The 23,952-nt window shown below is 67.0% G+C and carries 30 protein-coding genes and 1 tRNA gene; 27 read left to right on the top strand and 4 right to left on the bottom strand.

All coding sequences use genetic code 11. The features are described from left to right. The 19 genes from AC1RU4_RS07090 (at position 1) to cofD (ending at position 12,613) form a co-directional block, all read left to right on the top strand. Positions 1-438, top strand: coding sequence for a GNAT family N-acetyltransferase (locus AC1RU4_RS07090; protein ID WP_492890489.1), 438 nt, complete (start codon positions 1-3; stop codon positions 436-438). Next, entirely contained in the window at positions 435-674 is a 240-nt protein-coding gene (locus AC1RU4_RS07085; protein WP_492890346.1) for a hypothetical protein, read from the top strand. Before AC1RU4_RS07090 ends, AC1RU4_RS07085 begins: the two co-directional genes overlap by 4 nt. Beyond that, positions 661-1,344 (top strand): hypothetical protein, encoded by a 684-nt coding sequence (locus tag AC1RU4_RS07080; protein ID WP_492890345.1) that lies wholly within the window; start codon positions 661-663, stop codon positions 1,342-1,344. The genes AC1RU4_RS07085 and AC1RU4_RS07080 overlap by 14 nt, the downstream gene beginning before the upstream one ends. Next, positions 1,337-1,750, top strand: coding sequence for a hypothetical protein (locus AC1RU4_RS07075; RefSeq protein WP_492890344.1), 414 nt, complete (start codon positions 1,337-1,339; stop codon positions 1,748-1,750). Before AC1RU4_RS07080 ends, AC1RU4_RS07075 begins: the two co-directional genes overlap by 8 nt. Next, the gene (locus AC1RU4_RS07070; RefSeq protein ID WP_492890343.1) at positions 1,750-1,980 is read left to right on the top strand and encodes a hypothetical protein; all 231 of its coding nucleotides are present in this window, start codon (positions 1,750-1,752) and stop codon (positions 1,978-1,980) included. Before AC1RU4_RS07075 ends, AC1RU4_RS07070 begins: the two co-directional genes overlap by 1 nt. After that, entirely contained in the window at positions 1,973-3,007 is a 1,035-nt protein-coding gene (locus AC1RU4_RS07065; RefSeq protein ID WP_492890342.1) for a phage Gp37/Gp68 family protein, read from the top strand. The genes AC1RU4_RS07070 and AC1RU4_RS07065 overlap by 8 nt, the downstream gene beginning before the upstream one ends. Continuing rightward, the gene (locus AC1RU4_RS07060) at positions 3,004-3,186 is read left to right on the top strand and encodes a hypothetical protein (RefSeq protein WP_492890341.1); all 183 of its coding nucleotides are present in this window, start codon (positions 3,004-3,006) and stop codon (positions 3,184-3,186) included. Before AC1RU4_RS07065 ends, AC1RU4_RS07060 begins: the two co-directional genes overlap by 4 nt. Continuing rightward, complete coding sequence (locus AC1RU4_RS07055) at positions 3,183-3,620, top strand: ASCH domain-containing protein (RefSeq protein ID WP_492890340.1); 438 nt, start codon at positions 3,183-3,185, stop codon at positions 3,618-3,620. The genes AC1RU4_RS07060 and AC1RU4_RS07055 overlap by 4 nt, the downstream gene beginning before the upstream one ends. Next, entirely contained in the window at positions 3,617-3,937 is a 321-nt protein-coding gene (locus AC1RU4_RS07050) for a hypothetical protein (protein ID WP_492890339.1), read from the top strand. Before AC1RU4_RS07055 ends, AC1RU4_RS07050 begins: the two co-directional genes overlap by 4 nt. Beyond that, positions 3,937-4,410 (top strand): single-stranded DNA-binding protein, encoded by a 474-nt coding sequence (ssb, locus tag AC1RU4_RS07045; RefSeq protein WP_492890338.1) that lies wholly within the window; start codon positions 3,937-3,939, stop codon positions 4,408-4,410. The genes AC1RU4_RS07050 and ssb overlap by 1 nt, the downstream gene beginning before the upstream one ends. Before the next feature lie 14 nt (positions 4,411-4,424). Beyond that, the gene (locus AC1RU4_RS07040) at positions 4,425-5,759 is read left to right on the top strand and encodes an ATP synthase subunit B family protein (protein ID WP_492890337.1); all 1,335 of its coding nucleotides are present in this window, start codon (positions 4,425-4,427) and stop codon (positions 5,757-5,759) included. A gap of 35 nt (positions 5,760-5,794) precedes the next feature. Next, a complete protein-coding gene (locus AC1RU4_RS07035; RefSeq protein WP_492890336.1) occupies positions 5,795-6,187 on the top strand; it encodes a thermonuclease family protein in 393 nt (130 codons plus the stop codon). A gap of 4 nt (positions 6,188-6,191) precedes the next feature. Further along, positions 6,192-6,560 (top strand): helix-turn-helix domain-containing protein, encoded by a 369-nt coding sequence (locus tag AC1RU4_RS07030; RefSeq protein ID WP_492890335.1) that lies wholly within the window; start codon positions 6,192-6,194, stop codon positions 6,558-6,560. Next, a complete protein-coding gene (locus tag AC1RU4_RS07025; RefSeq protein ID WP_492890334.1) occupies positions 6,557-7,615 on the top strand; it encodes a tyrosine-type recombinase/integrase in 1,059 nt (352 codons plus the stop codon). The genes AC1RU4_RS07030 and AC1RU4_RS07025 overlap by 4 nt, the downstream gene beginning before the upstream one ends. Beyond that, positions 7,603-7,674 (top strand) — tRNA-Ser (locus AC1RU4_RS07020). The genes AC1RU4_RS07025 and AC1RU4_RS07020 overlap by 13 nt, the downstream gene beginning before the upstream one ends. Before the next feature lie 319 nt (positions 7,675-7,993). Further along, on the top strand, positions 7,994-9,385 hold the full coding sequence (locus AC1RU4_RS07015) for an aspartate aminotransferase family protein (protein ID WP_492890333.1): 1,392 nt from the start codon (positions 7,994-7,996) through the stop codon (positions 9,383-9,385). A 141-nt stretch (positions 9,386-9,526) separates the two neighbouring features. Beyond that, positions 9,527-10,444, top strand: a complete 918-nt coding sequence (locus tag AC1RU4_RS07010) for an LLM class F420-dependent oxidoreductase (protein WP_492890332.1) — start codon at positions 9,527-9,529, stop codon at positions 10,442-10,444. 9 nt (positions 10,445-10,453) lie between these two features. After that, complete coding sequence (locus AC1RU4_RS07005) at positions 10,454-11,629, top strand: M24 family metallopeptidase (RefSeq protein ID WP_492890331.1); 1,176 nt, start codon at positions 10,454-10,456, stop codon at positions 11,627-11,629. 15 nt (positions 11,630-11,644) lie between these two features. After that, positions 11,645-12,613, top strand: a complete 969-nt coding sequence (gene cofD / locus AC1RU4_RS07000) for a 2-phospho-L-lactate transferase (protein WP_492890330.1) — start codon at positions 11,645-11,647, stop codon at positions 12,611-12,613. Positions 12,614-12,853: 240 nt separating this feature from the next. Here cofD and AC1RU4_RS06995 read toward each other — a convergent pair whose 3' ends face one another. Continuing rightward, positions 12,854-13,798: a nucleoside hydrolase gene (locus AC1RU4_RS06995; RefSeq protein WP_492890329.1), complete on the bottom strand. Its 945-nt coding sequence runs from the start codon at positions 13,796-13,798 to the stop codon at positions 12,854-12,856. 252 nt (positions 13,799-14,050) lie between these two features. On the opposite strand from AC1RU4_RS06995, the gene AC1RU4_RS06990 reads away from it, so the two are divergent. The 8 genes from AC1RU4_RS06990 to AC1RU4_RS06955 all read left to right on the top strand — a co-directional run bounded on the left by AC1RU4_RS06990 (position 14,051) and on the right by AC1RU4_RS06955 (position 21,245). Continuing rightward, complete coding sequence (locus AC1RU4_RS06990; RefSeq protein ID WP_492890328.1) at positions 14,051-15,172, top strand: ABC transporter substrate-binding protein; 1,122 nt, start codon at positions 14,051-14,053, stop codon at positions 15,170-15,172. A gap of 91 nt (positions 15,173-15,263) precedes the next feature. After that, positions 15,264-16,145 (top strand): branched-chain amino acid ABC transporter permease, encoded by an 882-nt coding sequence (locus AC1RU4_RS06985; protein ID WP_492890327.1) that lies wholly within the window; start codon positions 15,264-15,266, stop codon positions 16,143-16,145. A gap of 4 nt (positions 16,146-16,149) precedes the next feature. Then, the gene (locus AC1RU4_RS06980) at positions 16,150-17,025 is read left to right on the top strand and encodes a branched-chain amino acid ABC transporter permease (protein ID WP_492890326.1); all 876 of its coding nucleotides are present in this window, start codon (positions 16,150-16,152) and stop codon (positions 17,023-17,025) included. Further along, entirely contained in the window at positions 17,009-17,764 is a 756-nt protein-coding gene (locus tag AC1RU4_RS06975; RefSeq protein WP_492890325.1) for an ABC transporter ATP-binding protein, read from the top strand. Before AC1RU4_RS06980 ends, AC1RU4_RS06975 begins: the two co-directional genes overlap by 17 nt. 55 nt (positions 17,765-17,819) lie before the next feature. Next, positions 17,820-18,539: a branched-chain amino acid ABC transporter ATP-binding protein gene (locus AC1RU4_RS06970; protein WP_492890324.1), complete on the top strand. Its 720-nt coding sequence runs from the start codon at positions 17,820-17,822 to the stop codon at positions 18,537-18,539. Between the two features lie 9 nt (positions 18,540-18,548). Further along, entirely contained in the window at positions 18,549-19,436 is an 888-nt protein-coding gene (locus tag AC1RU4_RS06965; RefSeq protein ID WP_492890323.1) for a polysaccharide deacetylase family protein, read from the top strand. A gap of 136 nt (positions 19,437-19,572) precedes the next feature. Continuing rightward, complete coding sequence (locus AC1RU4_RS06960) at positions 19,573-20,688, top strand: DmpA family aminopeptidase (RefSeq protein ID WP_492890322.1); 1,116 nt, start codon at positions 19,573-19,575, stop codon at positions 20,686-20,688. A gap of 32 nt (positions 20,689-20,720) precedes the next feature. After that, entirely contained in the window at positions 20,721-21,245 is a 525-nt protein-coding gene (locus AC1RU4_RS06955; RefSeq protein ID WP_492890321.1) for an Lrp/AsnC family transcriptional regulator, read from the top strand. A 4-nt stretch (positions 21,246-21,249) separates the two neighbouring features. On the opposite strand, the gene AC1RU4_RS06950 is transcribed toward AC1RU4_RS06955, so the two are convergent. From AC1RU4_RS06950 to AC1RU4_RS06940, 3 genes are all read right to left on the bottom strand, one after another. Further along, a complete protein-coding gene (locus tag AC1RU4_RS06950; RefSeq protein ID WP_492890320.1) occupies positions 21,250-21,999 on the bottom strand; it encodes an SDR family oxidoreductase in 750 nt (249 codons plus the stop codon). A gap of 252 nt (positions 22,000-22,251) precedes the next feature. Continuing rightward, positions 22,252-22,989, bottom strand: a complete 738-nt coding sequence (locus AC1RU4_RS06945; RefSeq protein WP_492890318.1) for a proteasome-type protease — start codon at positions 22,987-22,989, stop codon at positions 22,252-22,254. Between the two features lie 79 nt (positions 22,990-23,068). Continuing rightward, entirely contained in the window at positions 23,069-23,905 is an 837-nt protein-coding gene (locus AC1RU4_RS06940; protein WP_492890317.1) for a transglutaminase family protein, read from the bottom strand. Positions 23,906-23,952: the final 47 nt, after the last annotated feature.

The raw sequence follows: 23,952 nt of genomic DNA, 5'->3' as shown, positions 1-23,952 counted from the left end.
ATGGACATCAAAATCACATACCTGCTCGAATTCAGCGAGCGCCCCGAACTGATCGCCGCCACATGCGCTGGGCTGACATTGGCGCAAGCGGAAGGAGCGATCACACCTCATCGCTCCTTGCCGTCCGGCAGCGAGCAGATCGTCTTCATCGGAGAATCCGCGGCGCCGGCGGGCTTCGCCACCTTCTTCGACGTCGACGATGATCGGGTGTGGCTCGACATCCTCTATGTCCGCCCGGATGCACGGCGGCAGGGATTGGGCGGGATCCTTTTCCGCGCCGTTGTCGAAATGGCGCGACGGCAGGGGTTTAGCCGCATCGAACTCGGCACCTATGTCGACAACATGCCCATGCAGGACCTCGCCCGCGCCGGCGGCCTGTCGCTCGATGGATACTATTTTGCCGGCGATATCGACCGCGCCGCGGAAGTGCAGCCATGAGTGCCACCTGCCGCACCTGCATCTGGTGGCATTCGGAAGGCGCCCAGCCGCTCAAATGGCAGCTTGGCCGCGCCTATGGCGAGTGCCGCCGCAATTCGCCGCGCTTGCAACTCGCCCGTTACAGCGACGAACGGTCGGCCGTCTGGCCGCCGACCGATGCCGGCGACTGGTGCGGCGAGCACCGCCCGGATCTTCAGCTTCCCATGCCGATGGAGCCGCCCCATGACCACGCTTGAGCGCGTCCGCCACATCAAGAGCGGCGGCGTCTACGAGGTGCTCGGCACCGCCGAACTGCAGCTGTCGCTCGCCATCGGCCATGTCTGCCGCGAAGGCGACCGGCTGGTGGTCTATCGCAGCGACAAGGGCCGCCTCTGGTGCCGCTTCGAGCAGGAATTCAACGATGGCCGCTTCGAGCGCCTGCCGCCGGGGCGCGCATGGTGGCCCGCCGACTACATGGACGAGAGCATGCCGGAGGGCCTGCCCACGCCGGGGGCATGGATCCTCGGCATGTTGGGCAGCGGCACATGCATCCTCGGCCCATCGAGCACCGATGAACGGATCGGTTGGGGGTGCCTCACCGAGCCGCTCGGCAGCGCCGTCGATTTCGCATGGTACGAGGAGCGCGGCAGCGCCGTTGTCGCGATCGACGGCGACGGCACATGGAGGCTGCTCGGCACCGAGCCGGAGGATTACACCCGCGTCTGGGAAGAGGACGAGGCCGAGGTCTCCGGCGACAGTATCGACGCGGTGGTGCGCGATTATCTCGACGTTGACCCCCTCGACGACGGCGACTCCACTCAGATCACCCTGCGCTTTGGCAAATGGGGCAACACCCGCCTGCTGCTGACCCAGACCGAGTCCGGGAAACCGGCGTTCGTCGAGGTGGGGGAGGCGGATCATGGGTGAGATCCGCCTCTATGAGCTGATCAACCCCTCCGACGCGATCACCTTCCGGGCGACCGTCGAGGAAGCGGCCTTCATCGCCGATCGGATGGCGCAGGGTCCGTATTTCGTGAAGGACGTCGAGACGGGCGCGGCTCCGATGGTCGACGATATCGCGCACCGGTACGACACCCTCTGGAGCGATGCGGCGCGGCTGCAGTCCTACGCTGCCGCGTACCGGTCCTTCCTCGTTGGCAGCCCGGCCGACCGCCGGCTGTTCGAGGCCGAGGTCGAGACGATGGCGCCGGAGGACGTGGCGACGTACCGCCGTGAATGGCATGAGGCGCGCTGCACGTCGTTCAACGACATCTGCGCCAACTGCTGGGCCACCGCCGAGAAGATCGCAGCATATCAGCCGGAGGCGGCGTGATGGCCTGCAACTGCATCACAGAGATCGACGCGCAACTCGCGACCCACAATAGCAAGCTGCTGATCGGGTTCACCTTTGGGACGAAGGCCATGCCTGGCTTCGCTTATCCCGCGATCGAAACCGAGAAGATCAACAAGCGCAGCCGGGACAAGATGGGGGTCATCCCGACCTTTTGCCCGTTCTGCGGCACGAAATATCGTGTGGAACCCACCGAGAACGATCATGGCTGACCGCACCGGCATCGAATGGACGGATGCGACATGGAATCCGATCGTCGGGTGCTCCATCGTCTCGCCGGGCTGCACCAACTGCTACGCCATGAAGATGGCGGCGCGGATCGAGGCCATGCAGCCCGGCAGCCACTATGCGGGCACGACGCAGGCCAGCAAGGCCGGCGCGGTGTGGACCGGCAAGCTCGCCCTGGCGCCCGATCACATCCTGACGCAGCCGCTCCGCTGGCGCCGTCCGCGGCGCATCTTCGTCAACTCCATGGGCGACCTGTTCCATGAGAGCGTGCCCGACGAGTGGATCGACCGGGTGTTCGCCGTCATGGCGCTGTGCCCGCAGCACACCTTCCAGGTGCTGACGAAACGCTCGGCGCGGATGCGGCGATACATGCAGCCGACCACTGATCTCCCGGTGCTCGGCAGGCTGCCGCTGGAGCGGATCCACTTCGACGCGCAGAACGACGGCGAGCCGTGGGACACTCTCAAGAAGCACGGGAACCTTTACTCGCTCTATTGCTCGATGCCGTGGCCCCTCCCGAACGTCTGGCTCAGCATCTCCGCCGAGCGGCAGGCGGAATGGGATGCCCGGGTGCCGGACCTGAAGGCGACGCCAGCGGCCGTGCGCTTCGTCTCCGCCGAGCCGCTGCTCGGCCCGATCGTCGGCGACATGGACGGCATCGACCAGGTAATCGTCGGCGGCGAGAGCGGCCCACATGCCCGCCCGATGCACCCCGACTGGGCGCGCAGCCTGCGCGACCAGTGCGCAGCTGCCGGCACGGCGTTCTTCTTCAAGCAGTGGGGATCCTTCGAGCCGGCCGTTGATCGCGAGCGCGACGACCCGGATTGGCGCCTCGATTATGGCCATCGGTTCGGCGACCGCGGCGATATCAGGTGGATCAATCTCGAGGGCGGGCGCGGCTTCCATGGCGAGCGCTTCCACGTCATGCGCCGGGTCGGCAAGCGCGCCGCCGGCCGCCTGCTCGACGGCGCCGAGCACAGCGCCATGCCGAGCCGAGGGGCGATGCGATGAACGACAATGCCGCCTCAGTGCTTTTGTTCGCCATCGTCATGGCGTGGAACGGAATCGTTCTCGGGACGACAGCCTATGCGGTGTTCTGGCTCGGCCAGAGCGGATGGTGGTTCGTGCTCGCCGCCCTCCTCTGCAAGGGCGCCGATATTTCCATCGGCAAGCGGGGAGAGCGGCCATGACCGCCTGCGGATGGCGCGCTCTCTCGATCATCCAGCCCTGGACGTGGGTGGTCTCCCACGGCTTCAAGCCGGTGGAAAACCGCGACTGGCGGCCGAACAACCCCGGCCTGCGCTTCCGCGGCGACGTGCTGCTGCATGCCGGCCAGAAATTCGACCGCGACGGCTACGACTGGATCACTGAGGCCTTCCCGCACATCCCGCTGCCGAAGCCGCACGAATTCGAGCGCGGCGGCATCGTCGGCCGCGCCCGCATCGTCGACATCGTGCGCGAGATGGAATCGCCGTGGTTCTTCGGCCCGATCGGCCTCGTCTTCGCCGACGCCCGCCCGCTGCCGTTCCAGCCCTGCAAGGGCGCGCTCGGCTTCTTCAATCCCGGCGAAGCGGCTCGCCCCGTCGCCAACCCCGTATCCACGCCACAAGGGAGGCTGCTGTGAGCGAGCCGATCCAGTCCACTATTTCACCCTGGATGCCGGAGCAGGATCGCATCCGGCTCGCCGTGCTCGGCAAGCTGGCGGAGGAGTGCAACGAGCTCGCCGGTCGGTGCGCCCGGAGCATCATCCAAGGGCTCGACGAGCGCGACCCGGCCAGCGGGCGGACCAACCGCGAGGAGTTGGCCCGTGAGATATCCGATGTTCTCGCATGCATCCGCATCGCCGAAAGCCGTCTCAACGTCTTCGCCGACATCGAACGGACCACTGACAAGTTAACCGGCTTCCGCCGCTGGCACCGCATGATCGAGGAGCGCTCCTGATGGCCGGCACCGTCAACAAGGCGATCCTCATCGGCCATCTCGGCCGCGACCCGGAGGTGCGCAGCTTCCAGAATGGCGGGCGCGTCTGCAATCTGCGGCTCGCCACCTCGGAAGTCTGGCGCGACAAGGCCACCGGCGAGCGCCGCGAGCGCACCGAATGGCACAGCGTCGTCATCTTCAACGAGAACCTGCTCAAGATCGCCGAGCAATATCTGCGCAAGGGCTCGAAGGTCTATATCGAGGGGCAGGTCGAGACCCGCAAGCACACCGGCCAGGACGGCATCGAGCGCTACTACACCGAGATCGTGCTGCGGCAGTTCCGCGGCGAGGTCACCCTGCTCGACAGGGCCGACACCGGCACGCGCGGCGCGCCGGACGAGTACGACCGCCACGACCCGCCGCGCGAGCCACGCCAGGCGACGACGCCCGACGCCGGGGTCGCGGCCGATATCGACGATGAAATCCCGTTCTGACGGAAGGGCGAACCATGACCAACCAGCACACCCATGCCGTCGACCCCGTGCAGGTGGCGCGGGATAAGCCGCCGCATTTGCCGACGCTGAAGGAGATGAACGAGGCGTTCTACATCGATGTTTGTCGAGCGGAAGATCGCCTGAAGGAATTCATCGCGGCCGGCAACGCGCTGCTCGAAACCTTGCCTCCGCATTGGCACGGAGAGGCCGAGACTGATCTCCGCGACTTGATCGACGAAACCGAAATGGTGCTTTCACCGAAAGAGCAACATCAGCCGTATGCAGTGCAACAAGCGATAAAGCGGTATGGCATGAAACCTGCCGCCACCACCGCGCCCGAGCAGCCGGGGCCGCTTGCCGATCACCCGCGCGACACAAGCCCCGTTGTCTCTCACGAGACGGCGGAGGTGAGCGACAAGGGCGAAGCCTCGGCAGGGCGTGCCACCCCCACCGGCCATGTCGACATCGCGCACGACGGCTTCTCTGGCGACATCATCGGCCACTACGAGACGCGGGAAGGCAAGCGCGGCATTGTGGTTCAGCAAGACGGAACACGCGTCGTTCACGTCTATGGCGAGAAGTGGATCGCGGGCTCCACCGCCGCGCCTGAGCAGCCGGGGCCGCACCCTGACGATCTGGCCGTGGATCGGTTCGCCGCTGCGATGAAAGCCAAGCTCGCCGAGAAGCGGGCGCAGGGCTACGGCGGCTGGGACAGGCCCAACGAATGCTCGGTCGAGCACCTGTCCAATCTGCTCATCAAGCACGTCAGCAAAGGCGATCCGGTCGATGTCGGCAACTTCGCCATGATGATCCACCAGCGCGGCGGGAGGATCGAGGCCCATTCCTACGCGGCCAAACAAGCTGATCCGTTGGCGCTGCCGGCAGCGCACGACCCGCGCTTTCCATTCTCCGGCCAGACAACTAAAGGCATTGACGGCAAGCTTTACAATATTGTCCCCGCCCCCGTTGCCGGCGAGGCGGGCGGGCTGGTGTCGTCATGCTGCATTGAAGACTTGCCCGAAGGCGACGGACCATGTGGCCCATTCGAAGAAGTGGCGAAAGAACGTGACGAGGCCCTCGTCCTTCTCGCGGCCAAGGACGCGCGCATCGTTGAGGTGGATAGGACAGCTTCGGATCTGCGCGCCAGAAATGCCGAGCACGAAGCTCGCTTCGAGGCGGAAAGCTGCCGTGCCGATCACTACAAGGCCGAGGTCGAGCGGCTGAAGGATGCCCTCTACCAGATCGCGAACATTGGCGCCGGCGCTCGCTCGTTCACGTCATATCGCAAATTGCGCGAAGCGGAAGATATCGCCCGCGCCGCTCTCTCCGCACTCGACGGGAGCGAGTGATGCGAGGGATCGCTGCCATAGTCGGCGCTTCACTTTTGCTGTTCGCCGGCGACGCCGCCAGTGCCGATATCCATGTGATCGACGGCGACACCATCATCCTCGGGCGTGAGCATATCCGCATCATCGGCATTGATGCCCCAGAGACCCGCCACGCCCGCTGCGAAGCCGAACGGGCGGCCGGCGATCGAGCCAGGCAGCACCTGGTGGAGAGGCTGACCACAGCCTGCGGCCCGCTGGCGCACGCGCAGGCAAGAAACTGCCTGCGCATCGAACGCCTGCCGATCCGCGATCGCTACGGCCGCACGCTCGCCACGGTGGAGGTCGACGGCCAGAACATCGCCGGCATGATGATCGCGGACGGCTTCGCCCGGCCCTATGCCTGCCCGGACGGACACTGCCCGCGCCGCGGCGGATGGTGCGGGGAGTAGGGCGATGGAAGCCGATCCAATCCCGAAACCACTGCTCGCGGCATTTGAAACGCGCGTAAGCCTGCCGGCGAAAGAGACCGCCGCCCTGCTCGGCATGGACTATTCGACCTTGCAGCGGCACGTAAAGGCGGGGAACATTCGCTTTCGAGCCAAAGGCATCGGTGTCACGCGCCCCCGGCGCGAGTTCACCCTCGCCGACATTCTCGAATTTCTGGAGCGGCAGCGGAGGCAGGCATGTCCGTCTACAAGCGGAAAGACTCGCCGTTCTACCACTTTGACTTCCAATGCCGTGGTATTCGGTTTCATGGATCAACGGGCGAAACGTCTCGCCGATCGGCAGAAGAATATGAACGGGCCGAAAAAACCAGGGTGAAGGCGGCGATCGCGCGCGGCACCAGCGCCAGCGCCCATATGACCATCGACGACGCCACCGCTCGCTATTGGGCCGAAGTCGGCCAGCACACCACCAATGCCGCCGATCTCGACCGCGAGCTTGCCAGCCTGGTTACGACCATCGGCGCCAGCACCGCGCTTGCCGATATCTCGGACGACCGGCTAGCCGCGTGGGTAGCCCGCCGGCGCGGGGAGTTCCGCTTCGGCAAACCGTCGCGCGGCCTGGTAAAGTCGGCCACCGTCAATCGCGGGTTCACCCAATTGCTGCGGCGCATTTTCATGCGCGCCCGCAAAGTGTGGAAGATCACCCTGCCGGACGAGCCGGACTGGGCCAGCCATATCCTCAAGGAGCCGCGTGAACGCATCCGCGAGATGCGGATCGATGAAGAGATCAGCATCGAAGCGATCGAGAGGGACGATTACCGACCGATACGCCTGTTTGCCCAGGCTTCGGGGCTTCGCCGGCGCGAGCTCGTCAGCCTCACATGGCCACAGGTCGATTGGTCGGCCGGCATCATTCGCGTCGTCGGCAAGGGCGACAAGCCGCACGTCATCCCCATCACGCCGGAGGTCTCCGAGATTCTCTGGCCGCTCCGTCAGCACCACAAGACCCGCGTTTTCACCTTCATCGCCCGCCGCACCCGCCGGTGTGCCAAGTCCGGCAACGTCTATGAAAAAGGCAAGCGTTACCCGATAACCTATTGGGGCTGGGGAAGCCGCTTTGCGCGCGACAGGGAGAAGGCGAACCTCGAGGATCTGCACATCCATGATCTCCGCCACACCAGCGCGACGCGCACCCTGCGCGCATCCAAGAATCTCCGGGCGGTGAAAGAGATGCTTGGGCTTTCGGACATAAAGACAGCGATGCGCTATGCGCACACCCTGACCGAAGATGTCGCCGACGCCATGAAGGCCCGCGTACGGGACGAAGCCGAACGCCGCGAGACACATATCCGCAACACGAAGTCCCGAGAAAGTCCCGAGCCCTCAACGAATAATTCACGTAAGCCACTGTCAAGAAAGAGTAAATCGTAGTTGCGGAAAGCCGCCTTCTAAGCGGCAGGTCCCTGGTTCGAGCCCAGGCGGGGTCGCCAGCCGGCGGTGATGGAGCCGGCCGGCTTTGCCATAGGGCATCGGTCGACGATGCCGGCAGTTCCGATGATGCGTCGAGATCGAAATCGGACGTCGACGTCCTGCCGTCGATCAATCGTCGGTTGCCCGGCCTAGACCAAAAGTTGTAACCGTCTGGCCGGCCTCGAAAAAACGCTGCCGATCTCCCGCATCCTCCGAAAAACCCATCGGAAGAATTCCACGCGGCGGCGGGACAGTCGCGCGCGCCGCCCGTCTATGATTCCGGCCTCGGCGGCAGAGAGCGCTCGGCGCGCCCGCCGCCGCATCAGACGGGAGAAGACGATGCTCGATCATGCCGGCCCCACCGATAACGAACTCCATGCCTGGGACCGGGATCACTTCTTCCACCCCTCCACCCACATGGCGCAGCATGCGCGCGGCGAGACGCCGAACCGCATCGTCACCGGCGGCGAGGGCGTCTATATCGTCGACCGCGAGGGGCGCCGCAGCCTCGATGCCTTTGGCGGGCTCTATTGCGTGAATGTCGGCTATGGCCGCACCGCGATCGCCGACGCCATCGCCGAGCAGGCGCACAGGCTCGCCTATTACCACGCCTATGCCGGCCACGGCTCCGAGCCTTCCATCGAGCTCGCCAAGATGGTGATCGAGCGGGCGCCCAAGGGCATGAGCCGGGTGTTTTTCGGCCTGTCCGGCTCGGACGCCAACGAGACCAACATCAAGCTGATCTGGTACGTCAACAACGTGCTCGGCCGGCGGGCGAGGAAGAAGATCATCTCGCGCTGGCGCGGCTATCACGGCTCGGGCCTGATGACCGGCAGCCTCACCGGGCTGGCCGGCTTCCACAACCTGTTCGACCTGCCGCTCGGCGGCATCCTGCACACCGAGGCGCCCTATTATTACCGCCGCGCCGACCGCAGCCTCTCCGAGGAGCAGTTCTCCGATTTCTGCGCCATGAAGCTGGAGGAGATGATCCTCGCCGAGGGGCCGGACACCATCGCCGCCTTTGTCGGCGAGCCGCTGCTCGGCACCGGCGGCATCGTGCCGCCGCCTTCCGGCTACTGGCCGAAGATCCAGGCGGTGCTGAAGAAATACGACATCCTCCTGGTGGTCGACGAGGTGATCACCGGGTTCGGCCGGCTCGGCACCATGTTCGGCTCGGATTTCTACGGGCTGGAGCCCGACCTCATCACCATCGCCAAGGGCCTCACCTCGGCCTATGCGCCGCTGTCCGGCGTCATCGTGTCGGAGAAGCTGTGGAAGATCCTGGTCGATGGCTCCGACAGGTTCGGCCCCATCGGCCATGGCTGGACCTATTCCTCGCACCCGCTCTGCGCCGCCGCCGGCGTCGCCAATCTCAAGCTGATCGACGAACTGGACCTGCTCGCCAATGTCCGCGAGGTCGGCCCGTATTTCCGCGGCGCGCTCAGCGACGCGCTGGCGGATCATCCGCTGGTCGGCGAGGTGCGCGGCGAGGGGATGCTGGCGGCCGTCGAACTGGTGAAGGACAAGGACGACCGCGTGTTCTTCGATGCCGCCGACAAGGTCGGCGTGCGAATCGCGAGCGCTATGCTGGAACGCGGCGTCATCGCCCGCGCCATGCCGCAGGGCGACATCATCGGCTTCGCCCCGCCGCTCTGCCTCAGCCGCGAGGAGGCCGACATCGTGGTCGATGCCACCAGGGCCGCCGTCGCGGCCGTCGCCGCCACGCTGTGAGGGACTGCGCGCCCGCTTGTGCCGGCGCGCCTCCCGCGTTCTAGAATGGCGGGGACATTGCGCCCCGCCGCCCAACAGCCTTGCCGCCGCCTAGCCTTGCCGACATCGCCCGACGATAGCGCCTTGCCCGGAGAAGCTCCCATGAAGATCGGCGCCCTGTTCCCGCAATTCGAGATCGGCACCGATCCGAAGACCATCAAGGCGTTCGCCGTCACCGCCGAGGAACTCGGCTACACGCACCTGACCGCCTTCGACCAGATCATCGGCCTCAACAAGGCCAGCCGGCCGAACTGGACCTATGTCCACGATGCCGGGGACATGTTCCACGAGCTGTTCGTGCTGTTCGGCTATCTGGCGGCGGTGACGTCCCGCATCGAGCTCGTCACCGGCGTGCTGGTGCTGCCGATGCGCGGCACCGCGCTGGTCGCCAAGCAGGCGGCCGAGGTCGACCTGCTCTCCGGCGGCCGGCTGCGGCTCGGCGTCGGGGTGGGCGTGAAGCCGGAGGAATTCGAAGCGTGCGGCGAGGAATTCTCCAATCGCGGCAAGCGAATGGACGAGCAGATTGATGTGTTGCGCAAGCTCTGGTGCGCCGACCTCATCACCTATGAGGGCAAGTATCACCGCATCGAGGATGGCGGCATCAACCCGCTGCCGGTGCAGCGGCCGATCCCGATCTGGATCGGCGGCGTGTCGGAGGCCGCCATCCGCCGCGTCGCCCGGCTCGGCGATGGCTGGCTGCCGAATTTCCAGGCCGACGACACCGGCAGGCGCGGCATCGACACCATGCGCGAGATGGCACGCTCTTTCGGCCGTGATCCTGCTGCCATCGGCGTCGAGGCGACCATGACCATCATCGACCGCACCCCGGCCGAACTGCGCGAGGAGGTGGAGGCGTGGCGCGCCATCGGTGCCACCCACATCACCGTCAACACCATGCCGGAGCGTTGGGTGGAGGAGGAGAAGCGCTGGAACAAGGCCGATATCGGCGGCCTCAGCGATCCGCAGGCGCATGTCGAGGCGATCCGCGCCTTCCATGCCGCCTTGCCCGACCTGTTCTGAGCCCTCGCCATGCCGGTCTTCCCCCGCGACGAATATCTCGGCCGCATCGCGCGGGTGAAGGCGCGGATGCGGCAGGCCGGCATCGACGTGCTGGTCTGCGCCGATCCGGCGAGCCTGAACTACGTCACCGGCTATGACGGCTGGTCGTTCTACGTCCACCAATATGCGGTGCTGGGGCTCGACCGCGACGAACCGCTCTGGGTCGGCCGGGCCATGGACGCCCCGGGGGCGAGGCTGACCAGCTTCCTCAGCCCCGATTCGATCCGCCCCTATCCCGAGAGCCATGTGGATTCGCCGGTGCTGCACCCGGCGCAGTTCCTCGCCGGCGTCATCGCCGATCTCGGTTGGGCGCGTACCAGCATCGGCGTCGATCTCGACGCCTTCTATTTCACCGCCCGCGCCTATCTGGAGCTCGGCAAGGCGCTGCCGGCCGCCCGCATCGTCGATTCCGGGCTGATGGTCGCCTGGACGCGCCTCGTCAAATCCCCGGCCGAGGTGGCGCTGATGCGCGGTGCCGCCGCCATCGTGTCGAACGCGATGAAAGTCGGCATGGAGACGGTTGCGCCCGGCGTGCGCGAATGCGACGCGGTGGCCGAGATCACCGCCGCCCAGTTCCGCGGCGCCGCCGGCTTCTGGGGCGACTATCCCGCCGCGCTGGCCAATGTGCCGAGCGGGCCGAAGACCGCCTCGCCGCATCTCACCTGGTCCGGCGAGCGCTACCGGCATGGCGAGGTCGCCTATCTCGAGCTCGGCGGCTGCCATGCCCGCTACCATGCAGCGCTGGCCCGCACGCTCTACATGGGTACGCCGCCGGCCGAATTGCTCGATGTCGAGAAGGTGGTCGCCGAGGGCATGGCGGTCGCCCTCGACGCCGCCCGCGCCGGCACCACCGCCCATGAGGTGGCGGCGGCGTGGAATCGCGTCATCGCCCGCGCCGGCTATGAGAAGCCCTCGCGCATCGGCTATTCCATCGGTCTCAACTACCCGCCGGACTGGGGCGAGCGCACGCTCAGCCTGCGCGAAGGCGAACACGCCGTTCTGGAGGAGAACATGTGCTTTCACATGATCCTCGGCATGTGGATGGACGATTGGGGCTATGAGCTCAGCGAGACCTTCCGTATCACCGCCTCCGGCGTGCCGGAGGTGCTGACGGATTTCCCGCGCGAGCTGGTGGTCAAACCCTGAGAGAGGGGACGTTTCGTGGCGATACCCGAGGAGAGTTCCCGTGCGGAGGTGTTGGCGCTGTGCGGCGGCATAGGTGGCGCCAAGCTGGCGCTCGGGCTCTACCGCACGCTGGCGCCCGGCCATCTCACCATCGCCATCAATACCGGCGACGACTTCACCCATCTCGGCCTGCATGTCTCGCCGGACATCGACACCGTCGCCTATACGCTCGCCGGGTTGAACGACACCGAGCGCGGCTGGGGCCTTGCCGGCGAGACCTGGCACTTCATGGAGGCGCTCGGCCGGCTCGGCGGCGAGACCTGGTTCCAGCTCGGCGACCACGACCTCGCCACCCATGTGCTGCGCACGCAGCGGCTGGCCGCCGGGCAGTCGCTGTCGCAGGTCACCAGCGCGCTCGCGGCCCGGCTCGGCATCGGCGCCCGGCTGCTGCCGATGAGCGACGATCCGGTGCGCACCATCGTCGACACCGACGAGGGCCGGCTCGCCTTCCAGAACTATTTCGTCGAGCATCGCTGCCGCCCGAAGGTGAGGGCCATCGCCTTCGCCGGCGCCGAGCGTGCCGGAGTGCAGAAGAACGTGCTGTCGCTGATCGCCGACGAGAAACTCGCCGCCATCGTCGTCTGCCCGTCGAATCCGTATCTCTCGGTCGACCCGATGCTGGCGATACCCGGCATGCGCGAGGCGCTGAGGGCCTCGCCGGCGCCGGTCATCGCCGTCTCGCCCATCGTCGGCGGCCGGGCGGTGAAGGGGCCGACCGCCAAGATCATGCAGGAGCTCGGCCTGCCGGTCACCAGCCAGGCGGTTGCCGAGCATTACGGCGACCTCATCGACGGCTTCATCCTCGACGATTCCGATGCGGCGGAGGCTTCGAAGCTCGGCCTGCCGGCGGTGGCGACCCGCACGCTGATGGAGACGCTGGACGACCGCGAACGGCTCGCCCGCTCGGTGCTGAGCTTCGCCGCCGGGCTGCGCCGCCACCCGTGAGGGGCGCGGGCCGTCGCGCGGCACAGCGAATGCGCAATAGGCAACTTCTCAGGAGCGGCCCGAAAATATCACATTCCCCCTCATCCCCGGGCTTGACCCGGGGATCCACCTCACAATCCACGCATAGGTCGAAAGCGGGGTGCCCGGGTCAAGCCCGGGCATGAGGTTGGAAAAGTCGGGTTTTGATCGGCGTTACTGGATGATGGGCAGACCCCAAGGCAGTCGCGCGATGCGCCGCTCTCAGGGCAGTCGTGCGATGCGCTCCAGCATCAGCTCGTAGAAGGGCGGGTTGTCGAGGTCGCGCAGCACCAGGCAATTGGCCGGCTTCTTGGTGACGTTCCACCAGTCCACCACCGTCATGCCGGAGGTCACCGGCGAGTGGATCTCGACCTCGACATGGCATTTGCGCCCCGAGAACAGGTCGGGGCGCAGCAGGTAGCCGATGACGCAGGGGTCGTGCAGCGGGTAGCTGTCGGTGCCGAATTTCTTGTTGCCATAATCCTGGTAGAACTCCGCCATGCCCGCAGCTTCCACCGCCGTCCGCGTGCCGACGGCGCGCAGGCGGCGCAGCCAGTCCGGGGTCATCACCGCCTTGTAGGTGCAGTCGATCGGCACCATCGTCACCGGCGCGCCGGAGGCGAACACCACATGCGCCGCGTGCGGGTCGACATAGATGTTGAACTCCGCCGCCGGCGTGGTGTTGCCGCCCTCGAAGAAGCCGCCGCCCATCAGCACCACCTCGCGGATGCGCGGGATGATCAGCGGCTGCTTGATCATGGCGACGGCGAGATTGGTCATCGGCCCGAGCGTGCAGACGGTGATCTCGCCGGGCGCGGCCGCCATCACCGTGTCGATGATGAAGTCGACCCCGTGCGTGGAAGCCAGCGGGCGCGAGGGCGCCGGCAGGTCGCAGCCGTCGAGGCCGCTCTCGCCATGCACATATTCGGCGGTGAAGCCGGGCTTCACCATCGGGCGCGGGCAGCCGGGATAGACCGGGATGTCGGCCCGACCGGCGAGCTCGATCACCATCTGCGCATTCACCGCGGTGCGGGCCAGCGGCACGTTGCCATGCACCGCGGTGACGCCGACCACCTCCAGCTCGTCGGGCGATCCCAGCGCCAGCAGCAGCGCGAAGGCGTCGTCCTGGCCGGGGTCGGTGTCGATGATGATCTTGCGCTGCGTCATGGTGGCTCCGGCCGGTTTCATCGGTCTTGGCACCATACGCCGGGCGCCTCGGAGAAAAGCCGGGCGGCACCGGCTTTGTCGTCCGAAATTCCTTCGGTCGAGGGTCGGCAGGTTGTGTTGTTTCTTCTCTTCTGCGCCCGCTACCTTGACGGGGTCATGCGCAGAACCGGCTTTTCCGCGTCGAACGGGACGGCAAGCCGGGCCTGACGCCAAAGAACAATCTGCAAGCGACCTGATCCGGAGAGAGGCACGATGACGAAGAACTGGCTGTCCTTGGTATTTTGCAGTGCACTCGCTCTCGCAGCGGGGCAGGGTGCGGCGACGGCCGCCGACCCGATCGAGATCGGCGTCATCGCCAATCTCACCGGCTCGGCGGTGAAGACCAGCGTGCAGATGACGCGTGGCGTCGAGCTCGCCGCCGACGCCATCAACGCCGCCGGCGGCATCAACGGCCGCCCGCTGAAGCTGATCGTCGAGGATTCGGAGAACCGCGCCCAGGCGGCGCTCGACGCCGCCAACAAGCTCTACAATGTCGACAAGGTGCCGGCCGCCATCATGTTCGGCGGCTCCAGCCTGATGATCCCGGTGGCGGAGCTCGCCAAGCAGAAGGGCACGGTGCTGATCAACACCTCCTCCTCCTCGCCCAAGCTCGGCAATTATCCCGGCACGCTGTTCTCGATCCTGCCGCTCGACGACATCGTCGGCAAGGAGCTCGGCCTGCTGATGGCCGACAGCGGCGCCAAGACCGCCGCCATCGTGGTGCCCAACAGCACGTTCGGCCTCGGCGTCGCCGACGCGGCGGCCGCCGCCTTCGAATCGAAGGGCGGCAAGATCGTCAAGAAGGTCGCCTTCACCGAGGGCCAGCCCGACTACAAGGCCGACATCCAGCCGGTGGTCGCGGCCAAGCCGGACATCATCATCACCGCCGGCTATGGCGACGATTCCCGCGCCGCGCTGCGCGCCGCCCGCGAGCTGGGCATCACTGCCAAGTGGTACGCCGCCTATCCCTCGATCCTCGAGATCGAGAACAAGGACTGGATGAGCGGCAAGCTGTTCGGCGTCGACAATGGCGGCTATGCGCAGCCGGCCGGCAAGGCGGTGGCCGACAAATACGCCGCCAAGTTCAACGGCACCGCCGACATGATGGCGCATGTCTATTACGGCTATGACGCGCTGATGGTGCTCGCCGCCGCCATCAAGACCGCCGGCGCCGACCCGGCCGCCATCGCCAAGGCGATGCCGGAAGCGGTGAAGTCCTATGACGGCGCCACCGGCAAGATCGTGTGGGACGCGCGCGACCAGCGCATCGACCCGCCGCTCGACGTCATCGAGTACAAGGCCGGCGAGTTCGTCACCACCGGCAGCCGCAACTGACGCATAATCCTTTCGATGGCCGTCCGGCGGAGCCTCGTGCTCGCGCCGGGCGGCCCCGTCTTGTCCGCAGATACGGAAGCCGTCGCCGCTCGTGCTCCAGGTCCTGATCAATTCGCTCGTCTATGCCAGCATGATCGCGGTGATCGCGGTCGGCGTGGCGCTCTGCTACTCGATCCTGCGCTTCGCCAATTTCGCGCATATCCAGTTCGCCGTGGTCGGCGGCTATCTCACCTACAGCTTCGCCGCCCTGCCGGGCGTGCCGCTGCCGGCCGCGATGGCGATGAGCGCGGTGGCGACAGGCCTGCTCGCCGTCCTGGTCGACTTCCTCGTCTTCAGCCGCCTGCGCGACATCACGCCGGAAGGCCGGATGATCGTCTCCTGGGGCGTCGCGCTGTTCATCCGCGCGGTGGTGGCCATCGCCTATGGCGGCGCGGCGCGGGTGTTCGATCTTTCCACCGACGCCGTCATCGTCGGCGATGCGGTGTTCACCACGCTGGACGTGCTGGTGGTCGTCGTCGCGGCGGCGCTGATGGTGCTGCTGCACCTGTTCCTCAACCGCACCCGCATCGGCTCGGGCCTGCGCGCGCTCGCCTCCAATGCCGATCTCGCGGTCACCCGCGGCATTCCCGGCGATAGGCTGATCCGGCTGATGTGGTTCCTCTCCGGCGCGCTGGCGGCCGTCGGCGGCACGCTGCTCGCCATGGAGACGCGGCTGCAGCCGAACATGGACCTCATCATCCTGCTGCCGGTCTTCGCCGCCGTCACCATTGGCGGCCTGTCCAACGTGTTCGGCGCCGTGGCCGGGGCGCTCATTCTGTCGCTGGCGCAGAACCTGTTGATCTATATCGATTTCGGCGCGCCCTTCGGCACCTCCTGGCAGATTCCGACCCAGTTCCGCGACTATGTCGCCGTGCTGGCGCTGGTGGTGGTGCTGCTGCTGCGCCCGCGCCTGTCGCCGCTGCAAGGGAGGTGAGGGCATGCTCGATTTCACCATCTACTGCCTCACCATCATCGCCGTCTGGTCGGTGCTCGGGCTCAGCCTGAACATCCAGTTCGGGCTGACCGGCCTCGTCAATTTCGGCCAGATCCTGCCCTTCGGCCTCGGCGCCTATGCCGCCGCCATCGCCGCCCGCGCCGATGTGCCCTGGCCGGTGGGGGCGCTCGTCGGGCTCGCGGCGGCGGCGGCGGTCGCGCTGCTGGTGCTCATCCCCACGCGCCGCCTGTCGCAGGATTACTGGGCGCTGGTCACCCTCGGCGCCGGCGAGCTGTTCCGGTTGACCGCGCTCAACTCGCCGGACCTCACCGGCGGCGCCGACGGGCTCGGCGTGCCGCGCTTCGCCGATCCGCGCGTCGCGCTCGCCGCCGCGCTGGCGCTGCTGCTGGCGGCGTGGTTGGTCTCGCACCGCGTGGCCGCGTCGCCGTTCGGCCGCATGCTGAAGGTGCTGCGCGAGGACGAGGTGCTCGCCGCCACGCTCGGCCGCAACCCGGTGCGCTACCAGCGCGCGGTGTCGATCATCGCCTGGATCATGGCGGCGGCGGCGGGCGTGCTCTACGCCCACATCATCGGCTACGTGGCGCCGAACAGCTTCACCGTCACCGAGACCTTCATCGTCTGGACGGCGCTCATCCTCGGCGGGCCGGGCAACAATCTCGGCGTCGTCGTCGGCGCGGCGGTGATCCAGCTGATGAGCGTGTCCTCGCGCTTCGTCGCCGGCTGGATCGACCTCAGGCCCGATGTGCTGGCCAACGGCCGCCTCGCCTTGTTCGGCCTGGTGCTGGTGCTGATGTTCCTGTTCCGCCCGCAGGGCCTGTTCCCGGAGAAGAAGGAGGTCCGCGATGCTGAGCGTCCGTGACGTCAGCCTCGCCTTCGGTGGCTTCCAGGCGCTCCGCTCGGTGTCGCTGGAGGCGCCGCCGGCGAGCATCACCGGCATTATCGGGCCGAACGGCTCGGGCAAGTCGACGCTGCTCAACGTGGTGGCCGGCGTCTATGTCCCGGATTCCGGCGAGGTGACGCTGTCGGGGCGGCCGCTGCCCTATGGCCGGCCGGAGAGGGTGGCGCAGGCCGGCATCGGCCGCACCTTCCAGATTCCGCGCCTCGCCCACCGGCTCACCGTGTTCCAGAACATGATGGCCGGCGAGCGCGACCAGTGCGGGGAGGGCGTCGCCGCGCTGTTCCTGCGCCCCGGCAAGGTGAAGGCGCGCGAGGCCGAGATCGCCGGGCGCGCCGATGCCATGCTCGCCCGGCTCGGCCTCGCCCACAAGGCGAACGACACTGCCGGCAGCCTTTCCGGCGGCCAGCAGAAGCTGCTCACCATGGGCATGCTGCTGATGTCCGATCCCGCCGTGCTGCTGCTCGACGAGCCGGCGGCGGGCGTCAATCCGGTGCTCATCGAGCAGCAGGCGGCGCTGCTGCACGCGCTCAAGGCCGAGGGACGCATCATCCTGCTGATCGAGCACAACATGGACATGATCGCCAATGTCTGCGACCGGGTCTTCGTGCTCGATGCCGGCGAGCTGATCGCCTCCGGCACCCCGGCGGAGATCCGCGCCGATGAGCGGGTGGTGCGCTCCTATCTCGGCATGCCGGCGTGAGGATGGGCAAGGATATGTCCAGGAAATGGATACGCCCAGGGAAATGGATACGCCGATGGACGTTCTGACCCTCTCGCACCTCACCGCCGGCTACGGCCCGATCACCGTGCTGGACGACCTGTCGCTCACGCTGCGCGCCGGCGAGGTGGTGGCGGTGCTGGGCGCCAACGGCTCGGGCAAGTCGACGGTGCTGAAGACCGCGATGGGCCTCACCCGGGTGCGGGCCGGCAGCATCGCGCTCGGCGGGCGCGACATCACCGCGCTGCCGGCGCATGGCCGCGCGGCGGCCGGCCTCGGCTATGTCCCGCAGACCCGCAATGTCTTCGCCGACATGAGCGTCGCCGACAATCTGCGCATGGGCGCCTATATCCATCCCAGCACCTTCGAGCGCGAGGTGGAGAAGGTGTTCGCGCTGTTCCCGCGTCTCAAGGAACGGCGCCGGGCGCTCGCCGGCAACCTGTCCGGCGGCGAGCGGCGCATGCTCGCCATCGGCTCGACGCTGCTCCTGAACCCCTCGGTGCTGCTGCTGGACGAGCCGAGCAGCGACCTTGCCCCGGCCACCGTCGATCTCGTCTTCGAGGCGATCGCCGACGTGCACAGGCGCCTGTCCATCCCCATCCTGCTGGTGGAGCAGAACGTCGCCAAGGCGCTGTCGCTGGCCAGCCGCGTCTGCGTGCTGGTGCGCGGGCGCGAGGCGCTGGACGTGCCGGTCGCCGAGGTCGACACTCGCCATCTGCACGCGCTGTTCCTCGACGGCGGCGTGCGCACCAGCTGAGGACCCGTGATGATCGCCAATCCGCCGCCCTGGCCGAATGGCGCGCGCTGCGCCGTCGCCTTCAGCTTCGATGTCGATGCCGACAGCGTCGTCCACGCGTCCCATCGTGCCGGCGCGGTGGACATGCCGCACGAGCTCGCCCATATGCGCTACGACCCGTTCGTCGGCACGCCGCGCCTCGCCGCGCTGTTCGCCGGTGCCGGCATCCCGCTGACCGCCTTCGTGCCCGGCTGGGTGATCGAGACCTATCCCGCCGCGGTCGAGGCCCTGCTCAAGGCCGGCGCGGAGATCGGTCATCACGGCCATTTCCACGAATGGCCGAGCCAGCAGGGCGAGGCCGAGGAACTGGCGACGCTGCTGCAGGGCAGCGAGATCATCGAGCGCTTCTGTGGTAGGCGGCCGGTGGGCTATCGGGCGCCCTATTACGGGCTGTCCCGCGTCACCTTCGACCTGCTGATCGCCAACGGATTCGCCTATGATTCCTCCACCTTCGCCGACGACGTGCCGATCCTGCTCGACAACGGCAAGGGCACGCTGGTCGAATTGCCGGTTCCGGCCTCGGTGGACGACTACAACCAATATGTGTCGAGCCGCGCCTTCGACTACGTGATGACGATCTCGCCGCCGGCGCGGGCGCTGGAGGTGTTCAAGGCCGAATTCGACGCGCTCTGGGAGTTCGGCGGCCTGTTCGTGTCGGTCTGGCATCCCGCGGTGAGCGGACGCCCGGCGCAGGCGCTCGCCATCCGCTCGCTGATCGAGCATACGCAGGCGAAGGGCGGCGTATGGTTCGCCACCCTGTCCGAGATCGCCGCGCATGTGCGGGCGCTGGAGGCCGCCGGCACCTGGCGTCCACGCGTGGAGCGTGTGCCGTTCTACGAGGCGCCGGTGCTCAAGTAGGGTAGAATCCGATCCAAAGCCCGATTGCATCCGATCCGTCGGTTCGGACCATGAGGTCCAAACTATTGAATAGATAGAACTTTCCTATCCCGAAGCGCATTCCATCGGATAGCAAACGGCTCTACAACTTCGAGTCATGATTCCGCACAGCCATCGTTTCACCCCTGCCGGCCTGCCGCGCGCCCGTCGCTTCGCGATCCCCTTCGACGGGATGCCGGGGCCGAACAACGCCATCACGGATGTGCCGGGCGTGGCGGTGGGCTATGCGACGCTGATCGAGGGGGAGGGGCCGCTCGTGGTCGGCCAGGGGCCGGTGCGCACCGGCGTCACCGCCATCCTGCCGCGCCCGCGGGAGGCGCTCGCCACGCCGGTCTTCGCCGGGCTGTTCAGCGCCAACGGCAATGGCGAGATGAGCGGCTCGCACATCATCGAGGAGATCGGTGCCTTCAATTTCCCGATCACCATCACCAACACCCATAGCTGCGGCGTCACCCGCGATGCCACGCTGCGCTGGATGAACGCCCGGCTGCCGGGGGCGATGGAAGATGCCTGGGGCCTGCCGGTCGCCGCCGAGACCTATGACGGCTTCCTCAACGACATCAACGGCTTCCATGTCCGCGACGCGCATGTCTTCGCCGCCGTCGACGGGGCGGCGGAGGGGCCGGTCGAGGAGGGCAGCGTCGGCGGCGGCACCGGCATGATCGCCTTCGAGTTCAAGGGCGGTTCCGGCACCGCCTCGCGCCGGGTCGACTGGGCGGGGGCGAGCTTCACCGTCGGCGCCTTCGTCCAGGCGAATTTCGGCCGGCGGGACAATCTCGTCATTCGCGGCCGGCGCTGCGGCGCCGAGCTCGCCGAGCCGAAGCCGATCGAGCGCACCCCGCGCGCGGAAAAAGGCTCCATCATCGCCGTCATCGCCACCGATGCGCCGTTCCTGCCGCATCAGCTCAAGCGCCTCGCCCGGCGCGTGCCGCTCGGCGTCGCCTGGACCGGCGGATTGGGATACCATTCCTCGGGCGACATCTTTCTGGCCTTCTCAACGGCGAACGGAGCGGCGGCGACGGCGGCTTCCGGCCGGCTGATGAACGCGGCTTTCGTGCCGGATGCCGATATCGATCGGTTCTTCGATGCGGTCGTGCACAGCGTCGAGGAGGCCATCCTCAACGCGATGGTCGCCAATGACGACATGACCGGCCGCGACGGAAATTTCGTACCGGCTTTGCCAAAAGCCTGGCTTGAGCGCAGTTTCGGCTGAGCGCGTCGGCGCTGTCAGCCTGGGAGAGAGCGATGGCGGGTGACAGACTGGACGCGGTGGATGTGCGCATCCTCGCCCTGTTGCAGAAGAACGGCCGCATCAAGAAGGTGGAGCTCGCCTCCGCCATCGGCCTGTCGCTGTCGTCCTGCTGGGACCGGCTGCAGAAGATGGAGCAGGCCGGCTATGTCAGGGGCTATCGCGGCGAGATCGACCTCGCCCGGCTGGTGAAGACGGAACTCATCTTCACCACGCTCACCCTGCAGCACCACACCAGCGCGCATTTCGCCCGGTTCGAGCAGGTGGTGAAGACGATCCCGGAAATCCTCGCCTGCCACGCGGTGGGCGGAGGCATCGACTACATCCTGCAGATCATCGCCCGCAACATCACCCATTATCAGGAGATCATCGAGGACCTCCTGACCCGCGAGATCGGCATCTCGGTCTATTACACCTATGTGGTGACCAAGACGGTGAAGCGCTTCGAGGGCTATCCGATCGGCGAGCTTCTCAGCTCCGGGATCGAGATGGACGAGGCGCCACGCCGGCCGCGCGGTTGATCCGTCAGCCGCGGCCGACGAAGGGCGCGGCGGTGGCCATGATGGTCATGGTCAGCACATTGGCGTCGAGCGGCAGGCCCGCCATGTAGGCGACCGCGCGTCCGGCATGGGCGGGGTCGAAGGTCGGCTCCACCATGATCTGGCCGTTGGCCTGCAGGATGCCGGTCTTCATCTTCACCGCCATGTCGGTGTCGGCATTGCCGATATCGATCTGCCCGCAGGCGATGTTGTGCGCCCGCCCTTCCAGCGCCACCTGCTTGGTGAGGCCGGTCACCGCGTGCTTGGTCGCGGTATAGGGGCCGGTAAGCGGTCGCGGCGCATGCGCCGAGATCGAGCCGTTATTGATGATGCGCCCGCCCTTGGGGTCCTGCGCCTTCATCAGCCGGATCGCCGCCTGCGTGCACAGGAACACGCCGGTGAGGTTGACGTTCACCACCCGCTGCCAGTCCTCGAACGGCACGTCCTCGATGGGGCTCCCCGGCGACCAGCCGCCGGCATTGTTGAACAGCAGGTCCAGCCGGCCGAAGCGTACGCCGACCTCGGCGAACAGCGCGTCGACCGACGCCTTGTCGCTCACGTCGGCGGGCAGGACATGCGCGGCGGAGCCGATCTGCGCCTCCAGCGCCTCCAGCGGCTCGCGGCGGCGTCCGGCCAGCGCCAGGATGAAGCCGTCGGCGGCCAAGGCAAGGGCGGCGGCCTTGCCGATGCCGGTGCCGGCACCGGTGATCAGGGCGATTTTCGCGGTCTCGGTCATGGTGGCATCCTGCCTTTCGCGGAATCGACGGGGGAACTGACCGGCCCGGTGAGTGTTATCGAAGCAGGAAAGCTCGGAACCTCAGGGAGGACTCAAGCAATGCCCGCTATTCTGATGTGGCTCATCGGCATTCCGATTCCGATCATCATCATTCTCTATCTGCTCACCTGATCGCGGTGTGCCAGAATATCTTCGGTTGCTTCACTAAAGCTCGATCGGCACCTGAATGTCGGTCGGGCTTTTTGATCGAGCTCAGCGATAGGGCGGACGGGGAATGCCGTTATGCGCCGCCCGCAGCGCCGCCGACCAGCGTTCGCGCAGGTCGTGGAAATAGGGCTCGCCGGGTTCGATCCGGTAATTGAGCTCCGACTGCCCGGCATCGCGCCGTGCCACCAGGATGTCGATGGGCATGCCGACGCCGAGATTCGAGCGCATGGTCGAATCCATCGAGATCAGCCCGGACTTCAAGGCGTCATAGATATCCATGCCGTAGGTGATGGAGCGGTCCAGCACCGGCTTGCCGTATTTGTGCTCGCCGATCTGCAGGAACGGGGTGTCGTTGGTGCATTCGATGAAATTGCCGGCGGCGTAGATCATGAACAGCCGCAGCCGTCCGCCGTCCACCTGCCCGCCGAACAGGAAGGACACGTCGAATCGCACGTCGGCTTCCTTCAGCCCCTCGCCATAGAGGTCGTGGACGTGCTGGATGGCGCGGCCCACCAATTGCGTGGCGCGGAACATGCTGGTGGCGCTGGCGAGGGTGTCCTTCTCGCCGGTCTCGGCGTTTTCGAGCCCTTCCTGCAGCGTCGAGATCACCGCCTGGGAGATCGACAGGTTGCCGGCGGTCGCCAGCGCCATCACGTGGCGGCCGGGTTCCTCGAAAATATGCAGCTTGCGGAAGGTCGACACGTTGTCGAGGCCCGCATTGGTGCGGGTGTCCGCGATCATGACGAGCCCGTCACGCACCAATATACCGCAACAATAGGTCATGGAAGGCACTTCCCCCGGCGCCCAGCGGCGCGTGTTTCAAGCGCGTCCTTATAGCGGGACGCTTTGTGGGCGAGCAATATCAGCCTTGGATCTGGCGGCTCGATTGATCGACGGTGAGCGCCACGGACAACACTTCGTCGCCGCCGCCATAGCGATTGCCGCGCACCGGCGCGGCGCCGAGGTAGTCCAGTCCCACCGCGACGCGCACATAGGCATCGGTCGGGCACAGATTGTTGGCGGCGTCGAAGCCGACCCAGCCCAGCCCCTCCACATGCGCCTCCGCCCAGGCGTGGCCGGCCTGGTGGCCGGCGCCCTGCTCGGCGCTGGCGCCGTCGCCGACCAGATAGCCGCTGACATAGCGGGCCGGGACGCCGAGATGGCGCGCGCAGCCGATGAAGACATGCGCGAAATCCTGGCAGACGCCGCGCTTCAGGCCGAAGGCCTCGCTCCCCTTGGTGGAGACGACGGTCGGGTCGGGGTCGTAGGTCATCTCCTCCGACAGCGCCTCCATCAGCCGGTGCAGCCGCGCCAGCCTGTCCGGCTCGGCGCCCACCGCCGCCTCGGCGAATTGCCGCATGGCGGGATTGGAAACGGTGAGTTCGCTTTCGCGCAGGAACAGGCTGGGCGGGAAGCGCTCGATGCTTCCGTGCACCACGCCGGAGGTGTCCTGCGTCTCCACCTCGCCATCCACCAGCACGCGCAATTCGGTGAGCGGGCCGTCGACGGCGAAACTGTGGGTCAGGTTGCCGAAGGCATCCTCGTGCGCCTGCAGCCGGCAGCCTTCCGACACGTCGATGCGCCAGGCGACGACATATTGCCCGTCATGACTGCGCGGCGTCAGCCGCAGGATCTGGATGGCGCCGTTGGCTGGCGGCTCGTAGCGGTAGACGGTCGCATGGCTGACATGGATACGCATGGGAAAACCGGTTGGCGGCTCGGAGGCGGCGGTCACGCAAGGGAGCA

The sequence above is a fragment of the Ancylobacter sp. GW821-FHT10E12 genome, from assembly GCF_058809335.1.
Note: the sequence above shows the minus strand (reverse complement) of the source record. Positions and strands in the feature narration are given on the sequence as shown.